Annotated in this window: 6 protein-coding genes and 1 rRNA gene; 4 read left to right on the top strand and 3 right to left on the bottom strand. The window is 39.9% G+C overall.

The genetic code is table 11. The annotated features are described in order from the left end of the window. Positions 1 to 15 precede the first annotated feature (15 nt). Positions 16 to 1,558: ribosomal RNA gene (locus GWJ01_RS03365) — 16S ribosomal RNA — on the bottom strand. Between the two features lie 494 nt (positions 1,559 to 2,052). On the opposite strand from GWJ01_RS03365, the gene GWJ01_RS03360 reads away from it, so the two are divergent. Beyond that, complete coding sequence (locus GWJ01_RS03360; protein ID WP_109402947.1) at positions 2,053 to 2,739, top strand: FadR/GntR family transcriptional regulator; 687 nt, start codon at positions 2,053 to 2,055, stop codon at positions 2,737 to 2,739. An 82-nt stretch (positions 2,740 to 2,821) separates the two neighbouring features. Then, the gene (mdtD, locus tag GWJ01_RS03355; protein ID WP_109394537.1) at positions 2,822 to 4,216 is read left to right on the top strand and encodes a multidrug transporter subunit MdtD; all 1,395 of its coding nucleotides are present in this window, start codon (positions 2,822 to 2,824) and stop codon (positions 4,214 to 4,216) included. A 65-nt stretch (positions 4,217 to 4,281) separates the two neighbouring features. On the opposite strand, the gene rbsK is transcribed toward mdtD, so the two are convergent. Continuing rightward, positions 4,282 to 5,211 (bottom strand): ribokinase, encoded by a 930-nt coding sequence (gene rbsK / locus GWJ01_RS03350; protein WP_109394535.1) that lies wholly within the window; start codon positions 5,209 to 5,211, stop codon positions 4,282 to 4,284. A gap of 281 nt (positions 5,212 to 5,492) precedes the next feature. Here rbsK and ravA point away from each other — a divergent pair, with 281 nt between their 5' ends. After that, entirely contained in the window at positions 5,493 to 6,992 is a 1,500-nt protein-coding gene (gene ravA / locus GWJ01_RS03345) for an ATPase RavA (RefSeq protein WP_109402948.1), read from the top strand. 7 nt (positions 6,993 to 6,999) lie between these two features. After that, complete coding sequence (gene viaA / locus GWJ01_RS03340) at positions 7,000 to 8,457, top strand: ATPase RavA stimulator ViaA (protein ID WP_161710703.1); 1,458 nt, start codon at positions 7,000 to 7,002, stop codon at positions 8,455 to 8,457. Here viaA and asnA read toward each other — a convergent pair whose 3' ends face one another. Beyond that, positions 8,458 to 9,450, bottom strand: a complete 993-nt coding sequence (asnA, locus tag GWJ01_RS03335) for an aspartate--ammonia ligase (protein WP_109394529.1) — start codon at positions 9,448 to 9,450, stop codon at positions 8,458 to 8,460. Between the last annotated feature and the right edge of the window lie 19 nt (positions 9,451 to 9,469).

Here is a 9,469-nt window from a genome sequence, read left to right as displayed (position 1 = left end):
CACGTATCTCTTAGGTAAGGAGGTGATCCAACCGCAGGTTCCCCTACGGTTACCTTGTTACGACTTCACCCCAGTCATGAATCACAAAGTGGTAAGCGCCCTCCCGAAGGTTAAGCTACCTACTTCTTTTGCAACCCACTCCCATGGTGTGACGGGCGGTGTGTACAAGGCCCGGGAACGTATTCACCGTAGCATTCTGATCTACGATTACTAGCGATTCCGACTTCATGGAGTCGAGTTGCAGACTCCAATCCGGACTACGACAGACTTTATGAGTTCCGCTTGCTCTCGCGAGGTCGCTTCTCTTTGTATCTGCCATTGTAGCACGTGTGTAGCCCTACTCGTAAGGGCCATGATGACTTGACGTCATCCCCACCTTCCTCCGGTTTATCACCGGCAGTCTCCTTTGAGTTCCCGCCATTATGCGCTGGCAACAAAGGATAAGGGTTGCGCTCGTTGCGGGACTTAACCCAACATTTCACAACACGAGCTGACGACAGCCATGCAGCACCTGTCTCAGAGTTCCCGAAGGCACTCCTCTATCTCTAAAGGATTCTCTGGATGTCAAGAGTAGGTAAGGTTCTTCGCGTTGCATCGAATTAAACCACATGCTCCACCGCTTGTGCGGGCCCCCGTCAATTCATTTGAGTTTTAACCTTGCGGCCGTACTCCCCAGGCGGTCGATTTAACGCGTTAGCTCCAGAAGCCACGGTTCAAGACCACAACCTCTAAATCGACATCGTTTACAGCGTGGACTACCAGGGTATCTAATCCTGTTTGCTCCCCACGCTTTCGCACCTGAGCGTCAGTCTTTGTCCAGGGGGCCGCCTTCGCCACCGGTATTCCTCCACATCTCTACGCATTTCACCGCTACACGTGGAATTCTACCCCCCTCTACAAGACTCTAGCCAACCAGTTTCAGATGCAATTCCCAAGTTAAGCTCGGGGCTTTCACATCTGACTTAATTGACCGCCTGCGTGCGCTTTACGCCCAGTAATTCCGATTAACGCTTGCACCCTCCGTATTACCGCGGCTGCTGGCACGGAGTTAGCCGGTGCTTCTTCTGCGGGTAACGTCAATTGCTAAGAGTATTAATCTTAACACCTTCCTCCCCGCTGAAAGTACTTTACAACCCTAAGGCCTTCTTCATACACGCGGCATGGCTGCATCAGGCTTGCGCCCATTGTGCAATATTCCCCACTGCTGCCTCCCGTAGGAGTCTGGGCCGTGTCTCAGTCCCAGTGTGGCTGATCATCCTCTCAGACCAGCTAGAGATCGTCGCCTAGGTGAGCCATTACCCCACCTACTAGCTAATCCCATATGGGTTCATCCGATAGCGCAAGGTCCGAAGAGCCCCTGCTTTGGTCCGTAGACGTCATGCGGTATTAGCCACCGTTTCCAGTAGTTATCCCCCTCTATCGGGCAGATCCCCATACATTACTCACCCGTCCGCCGCTCGTCAGCAAGAAAGCAAGCTTTCTCCTGTTACCGCTCGACTTGCATGTGTTAGGCCTGCCGCCAGCGTTCAATCTGAGCCATGATCAAACTCTTCAATTAAAAGTGTTTGATGCTCAAAGAAATCGAAAACTTAGCTATTCATAAATGAATTTACTTTTGTTGTTCACTCTTCAAGACTTGATACATCTAATATTTTAGAAGATATCGTCTCTGCGAGTGCCCACACAGATTGTCTGATAATTTGTTAAAGAGCAGTGCAACATTCGCTGCCGTTTCCGGTCTTCTGCGTTGTTGCGAGGAGGCGTATATTACGTTATTCCTCTGAAGAGTCAAGAGTTTTTTCAAACTTTTTTCTTTTCTCTTCGCTATCCTTCGTGGCTGTTGTCAGCTCATCGTCGGTCAGTGGATGCGCATTATAGGGAGTTCTCGGATTAGCGCAAGTATTTATTTCAACTTTTTTTCTGTTCGCTTTTTTTTTCAACAAAATAAAGAAAAACGCTCTAATTTTATGCTGATAGCGTGAAATCCGAACAGCTTTCTCTAGCTGACTCACGTAAGATAGAAGACAAATTATGGTATAGGTAACCTTTATTATGCAATTTAGCGAACAACGTTCAGCTTCTCAAAAAAATCTTTCTTATATAGTTGCTGAAAAATTAGGTAAACAAATTCTTTCTGGTCACTATGAACCTGAATCTTTGTTACCAGGAGAAATAGAATTAGCAGAATTGCTCTCTGTCAGCAGGACTGTTATTAGAGAAGCAATAAAAATGCTTGCTGCTAAAGGAATGCTTTTACCTCGTCCAAGAATAGGTACTCGTGTCACTCCAATGCAAAATTGGAATCTATTAGATAATGATCTTCTTAATTGGTGGATAGACAGTGGCGAATTTAATAAAGTCAGCCATTATTTCCATCACGTTCGTTTAGCAATAGAACCTCAAGCCTGTTATTTAGCCGCATTTAATGCAACTGAAAGCCAAAAACAGTCTCTTGTTTTATTTGGCAGAGAAATGCAGTTACTTGATGAGAATTTTGACAGACAACATTGGCTAGATATCGATACTCAATTTCACTATCTCATTTATCAAGCAAGTGGCAATCCGTTCTTTGCCTCTTTTGGCTCATTATTTCTTTCTGCTTATAAAAAGTATTTTGATCTTATTGTGGGTAATGAAACAGTTCAACCGGAAACACATAACCAAATTGTTCAGGCAATTATTGATAAAGATGGAAATAAGGCGCGTGATCTCTGTTTAGTATTATTAACCAGTGATTGAATAGTTTTAATACAAATTTTGTAGGTTTTCTGTTTATAATGAAGCGATAATCAAAATATAGAACAAAGACGGTATATGCTTCATGTTGAAATCCGCCAAAAATATGTCTGGGTTGCCTTGGATTGCTGCAATGGCTTTTTTTATGCAGGCTCTCGATGCAACCATTCTTAATACGGCATTACCAGACATAGCAAAAAGTCTTAATCATTCTCCTCTCGCGATGCAATCGGCTGTTATCAGCTATACCTTAACTGTTGCATTATTAATCCCTGTCAGTGGATGGTTAGCCGATAGATTTGGAACGCGTAAAATTTTTATTATTGCGGTTTCTTTATTTTCTGGTGGCTCTTTATTATGTGCACTTTCTCCTAACCTCACTTTTCTTGTTATTTCACGAATTATACAAGGTATAGGTGGCGCAATGATGATGCCGGTTGCACGCCTTGCTTTATTAAGAGCTTATCCACGCAGCGAATTACTGCCCATTCTCAACTTTGTCACAATGCCAGGATTAGTAGGCCCCATAGCTGGACCTCTTTTAGGAGGGATATTGGTTACTTATGCCTCTTGGCATTGGATATTTATTATAAATATTCCTATTGGCCTATTAGGTATTTTCTATGCCATCAAGCATATGCCTAATTTCACTATGCCAAAACGAAAGTTTGATTTACTTGGCTTTATTTTCTTTGGTTTTGGCTTAGTCATGCTTTCTGTCAGTCTTGATCTTTTTGGTGATAAAAATATCTCTCGCTATATTCCTATTGCCATTATTTTAGGTGGATTTTCTTTACTTGGGTTATACGTCAATCATGCAAGACGCCACCAGCAACCACTAATCCCTCTCAATATATTTAAAACACGCACATTCTCTGTCGGTATTGCAGGAAATATTGCAACAAGATTAGGAACTGGGTGTATTCCTTTCTTAATGCCACTTATGTTGCAAGTGGGTTTTGGTTACCCTGCAATAATTTCTGGTATGATGATGGCCCCAATGGCTTTAGGTTCTATTTTAGCAAAATCATTTGTCACAAAGATCTTAGTAAAATTTAGCTATCGCCGAACACTCTTTGCTATCACAATTATTATTGGTTTGATGATAGCTCAGTTCTCACTTCAATCACCGGATATGTCTATTTACTATCTTGTCATTCCACTCTTTTTATTAGGGGTGGTCATGTCTATACAATTTACATCAATGAATACAATTTCATTGGCTGATTTAACAGACAATAATGCAAGTTCAGGAAATAGTGTTTTGGCTGTCACCCAACAATTGGCAATTAGTTTTGGTATTGCAGTGAGTGCATCTATTTTAGGATATTTTGATACAGAGAATGTGGGCACTACGGTTGATAACTTCCATTATACTTTTATTACTGTTGGTATCATTACATTGCTGTCTTCCTTTGTATTCTTACTCCTTGATAAACATGATGGCGATAATTTAACTAATAAAAAGAAAAAGGCCTGATAGCTTTATTTAAACTAAAAAAGAGAGCCTATGCTCTCTTTTTCTTTATATATAGAAGAAACACCCTATAAGGATGAAGCTAAAAAAGTATCCACTTCATGACGCCAAGGTACTGATGGTTGAGCTCCTGCTCGAGTGACAGCAATAGCAGCCGCGGCATGAGCAAACTTAATCGCTGACATCATAGATTGCCCTTCTAATAAAGCAGTGATTAACGCGCCATTAAATGTATCACCTGCTGCGATGGTATCTACTGCTTTCACTTTAAATGCAGGAACGATACAACCTTTATTATTTTGCTCACTCACCCAAACTCCACGGCTTCCTAATGTAATAAGAACCGTTTTAATACCTTTATTATGTAAAACATCCGCTGCTTGTTGAGCACTTTCATCATCGATAACTTTAATTCCAGTCAGATATTCAGTCTCCGTTTCGTTTGGAGTAATAATATCGACAAGTGATAACAGCTCATCAGGTAATGCCTGAGCTGGTGCTGGATTTAATATTACTTGCACATTTTCTTGTTTAGCGATTTCCGCGGCTTTCAAAACAGAATCAAGTGGTGATTCTAATTGCATTAATAGAGCATCAGCTTCTTTTATTATATTCCCATGGAGCTGAACATAACTTGTATCTAATCGTCCATTAGCACCAGCATGAATACCGATGACATTTTCACCCTGCTGATTAACAAAAATCAGCGCGACACCTGTTGCTACGTCATCAATTAACTCAATGCTCTTGGTATCAATGTTATCCGTCATTAATTGAGCTTTGGCTTTTTTACCAATATCATCGTTTCCTAAACAAGCAAGAAATGAAATATTCGCACCACAACGCCCAGCGGCGACCGCCTGATTAGCACCTTTACCGCCAAATACCATTTGAAATTGGTTACCTGAAATAGTTTCACCAGGAAGCGGAAAATGGGCAACATTAAGAATATGATCAGCATTAACACTACCTAAAATCACAAGTTTCTTCGCTTCCATGATTTTTCCTTACTCTCAGTAATAAATTCTAGATGTATCACATAAATGACATTCAATATTTTAAACCGATCATCTCAGCAACATTAATGAAAAAACGTGATCACCATCGAAACGTTTCGCTAGTAAAACAAAAAAGAACCAAAAATAAGCAGTAGGAAGCTGAATCGATTTTTGTTATAAACAATTTGTGTGCTAATAGAATGTTTGACTATATGTCAGCGATCCTTTTCTGATATTTTCAGGGTGATGACGAAAATAAGTACCCATTATTAGGAGTGTTTATGCAACTTGCAGAGCGGATATCACAACTTAGCCAATATCTTGAAACTGGGCTTTATGAGCGACAGTCAGCTATCCGTCTTTGTCTACTTGCAGCACTGAGTGGTGAGAGTGTTTTCTTACTTGGCCCTCCGGGTATTGCTAAAAGTTTAATAGCCAGAAGAATGAAAGAAGCCTTTAAAGAGGCTAAAGCTTTTGAATACCTAATGACGCGTTTTTCAACCCCTGAAGAAATTTTTGGCCCTTTATCTATTCAAGCTTTAAAAGATGAAGGTAAATATCAGCGTTTGGTCGAGGGATATCTACCTGATGCTGAGGTTGTCTTTCTTGATGAAATATGGAAAGCAGGGCCCGCTATTCTTAATACATTATTAACGGCGATTAATGAGCGTAAATTTAGAAATGGAGAAGCTGAAGTTGCTATTCCAATGCGTTTATTAGTCTCAGCCTCTAATGAGCTACCTGATTCAGACAGTAGTCTTGAAGCACTATATGACCGAATGCTTATCCGCATTTGGCTAACCAAAGTTCAGGATAAGAAAAACTTTCGTGCACTACTCATTAATAAAGATGTAAGCTCTTTTCATATTCCAGAACATATCCAAATTACCGCAGAAGAGTTCTCACGTTGGCAATCAGAATTAGAAAAGGTCACTTTAGATGACCACTTATTTGATTTAATTTATCAACTTCGTGAGTCTTTAGATAAAAGTGATGCAGCACCTTATGTTTCAGATAGACGTTGGAAAAAAGCGGTACGCCTTTTACAAGCCAGTGCTTTTTTTAATGGCCGTTGTGCTATTTCACCATTAGATCTTATTTTATTAAAAGATTGCCTGTGGCATGACCAAGCATCATTTGCATTATTAGATAAGTTATTACAAAGCCTTTTAACAGAACAAGCCTACCACCAGCTAGAGTTGATTAGAAAAACAGAAAGTTTATGGGCTGAGTGGATGCAATCAACAAGAAGTAAACAAGAGCAACAGGCCTTTCGTTTTGAAAAACAAAGTGGAATGTTTGGACGAAATGCACATTTTAGCCTATCAGAAAAAATGCAGGCTGATAAATTCACGTTGTTTTTACATATCCCTCTACATATCCATAGTATTCAAGTTAACTTTATTACTATCGAGCAAAAAGCATTAGAAAACTTTTTAGCTAAAGGGAATGAATTATTAGCGCGTTTAAATGGCATTGGTTTCCCACAATCAATTAATGCGCAAATACGTCAAGATGGTGTATTAGAAATTTTAGATGTTAGTCGTCGAACAACATCTCTTTATCAACAAAAAGAGACTGCGCCTGCCGCTCCTATTGAAAATAACAAAGAGTGGCTAGATAAATTAAAAGATCTGACTCAAGAAATTTATGGTGAGCAGGAAAAATTTAATCATCATCAACCAAATTTATTTATTGATAATGATAGCCTTATTTCCATCGAACAAAGCTTTGTTCAGCTTAATGAAAAATTATCGCAATTAAAAAGCCAAATAAAGTAATGATATTATGCTGACACTTTCAACATTAGATATGCTTTTAGCCATAAATGAAGGGCAGCTTATTGAGGAAGTCATTATTGCTATACTTGCATCACCTCAATTAGCGGTATTTTTTGAAAAACACCCAAAGCTCAAAAAAGCCTTACTTAAAGATATCCACCAATGGAAAAAAAGCTTACAGCAAAGAGTAAAAGAAACCTTAGTACCTACCATGATTGCTGATGAGTTTGCCCTTTATCAACAAACTCAGTCATTAGGTAACGCCATATTTAATCAGCAAGTAGAGCAAATACTGGCTGAATTAAACAAACTAGACTCTTCTTTTATTGAAGAAGCATCACAACTAATTAAAACCAATAAGCCTTTTTCACCAGCCCAACAAGCTTTGTTTATTCAACACTGGCGGATAAGTTTAATTTTCCAAGTCACAGCATTACACAAAGCGCTATTTGACCAAGAACAAGAGCAACTCCTTGCAGAACTACAAGAACGTTTAGCGTTAAGTGGAAGCTTAAGTAATACATTCTCAGAAAATGAGCGTGCAGCAGGACGTTTATGGGATATGAGCAAAGGCGTTTTAACAAAAACACCTTTCGATGAGAAAATTATTCAACGTTATAGCGACTTTCTCGATCAACAACCTGAATTACATAAACTCGCAAGTTTGCTTGGCCGTAGCAAAACAGCCAAATCACTTCCTGAAGAGAGTGTGATTTTTGAACCAGTGACTATTGTTGAGAAAGCACCCGATACAACACCAGAGCAAGTCAATGGAATAGGGCTCAGTGATGATATCTTGCGCTTACTTCCTGCCGAACTCGCCTTGTTAGGTATTAATGAAATAGAATATGAATTTTATCGAAAGCTGGTGGAAAAGCAGCTCAATACTTATCGGTTACAAGGGGATAATTGGCAAGAGCGTACTGTATTGCGTCCAGTAACTCATCATCATGATGAAGAAAGACCGAGAGGGCCTTTTATTGTATGTATTGATACATCAGGTTCAATGGGGGGATTTAACGAACAGTGTGCTAAAGCTTTTGGATTAGCATTGATGAAAATAGCGCTAGCTAATAATCGTTCATGCCATGTGATGTTATTTTCCACTGAAACTGTACATTACCAATTGTCATCGTCTAATGGCCTGCAAGAGCTTATCAAGTTTTTGAATCAGTCATTTAGAGGGGGGACAGATTTAAGTGCTTGTCTAGATAATGTCGCAGAAAAACTCAATAGCCCAGCATGGAAAGATGCTGATGCTGTTGTTATTTCTGACTTTGTCGCCCAAAGGTTACCCGAAAACCTAATCAACAAAATCAAAAAAAGCCAACAGCAACAGCACAATCGCTTCCATGCGGTTACCCTATCCAATTACGGTAAACCCAGCATCATGAAAATCTTTGACCATATATGGCGTTTTGATACTGGATTAAAAAGTCGTTTACTTCGACGCTGGCGCCAATAATTACAGCATATCGGCAAAAGCTAAACGGGTGTCTTTTTCCCACACGCCGCATTGTACTTGCCCAATGTGCTCTTTTTGTAGCAGTAACATCACTAAACGAGATTGGCCGATACCACCACCGATAGTTTGAGGCATATCACCATGCATTAATGCTTTGTGCCAATCCAGCTCAAGACGCTTAGTATCATCTGTTAGTGTTAACTGACGCATTAATGTTTCAGGATCGACACGGATACCCATTGATGACAATTCAAACGCATCTTGTAGAACAGGGTTCCAGACAAGAATGTCACCGTTTAAACCTTCAAATCCATCTTCGTTTGGTGTCGTCCAGTCATCATAATCAGGTGCTCTCACGTCATGAGCTTCACCACTAGAAAGCTTACCGCCAATACCAATTAAGAAAACGGCGCCACATTCTTTGGCAATTGCTTTTTCACGACCTTTAGCATCAAGATCAGGATAACGACGCAATAACTCTTCAGTGTGGATAAATTGAATTTGATCTGGCAGGAACGGTACCAGACCAAATTCTTCGCTGACGGCTTTTTCAGTTTCTTTTATTGCCTGATAAATTTTACCCACTGTCTGTTTAAGATAAGGAACTGTACGCTCTTTATCTTCCATCACTTTTTCCCAATCCCACTGATCAACATAAACTGAGTGGATTTGAGTTAAGCGATCTTCGTCTGGTCGCAAAGCTTTCATATGAGTATAAAGACCTTGCCCAGAACTAAATCCAAAACGACCTAATGTTTTACGTTTCCATTTAGCTAATGAATGGACAACCTCAAAAGTAGAATCTGGTAAAGATTTGACTTTAACTTGTACTGCCTTCTCATGGCCTGATAAGTTATCTTGAGTTCCATCACCAAGGCGACTTAAGATCGGTCCTTGAACTTCAATCAGTCCTAATTCTTTTTCCAGCAGTCGTGAAAAATAAGATTTAACAAAGCTAATTTGCTGTTGAGTCTGGATGAATGATTTTTCCATTTTTGTATCCCTAGTGGTG

Source organism: Proteus sp. G2618 (genome assembly GCF_009915995.1).
Lineage (GTDB): Bacteria > Pseudomonadota > Gammaproteobacteria > Enterobacterales > Enterobacteriaceae > Proteus > Proteus terrae.
Note: the sequence above shows the minus strand (reverse complement) of the source record. Positions and strands in the feature narration are given on the sequence as shown.

What these genes read in the sequence shown, in the direction of transcription:
- GWJ01_RS03360 (WP_109402947.1), top strand. Translation starts at nt 2,053, where the DNA reads ATGCAATTTAGCGAACAACGTTCAGCTTCTCAAAAAAATCTTTCTTAT.
- mdtD (WP_109394537.1), top strand. Translation starts at nt 2,822, where the DNA reads ATGTTGAAATCCGCCAAAAATATGTCTGGGTTGCCTTGGATTGCTGCA.
- rbsK (WP_109394535.1), bottom strand. Translation starts at nt 5,211, where the DNA reads ATGGAAGCGAAGAAACTTGTGATTTTAGGTAGTGTTAATGCTGATCAT.
- ravA (WP_109402948.1), top strand. Translation starts at nt 5,493, where the DNA reads ATGCAACTTGCAGAGCGGATATCACAACTTAGCCAATATCTTGAAACT.
- viaA (WP_161710703.1), top strand. Translation starts at nt 7,000, where the DNA reads ATGCTGACACTTTCAACATTAGATATGCTTTTAGCCATAAATGAAGGG.
- asnA (WP_109394529.1), bottom strand. Translation starts at nt 9,450, where the DNA reads ATGGAAAAATCATTCATCCAGACTCAACAGCAAATTAGCTTTGTTAAA.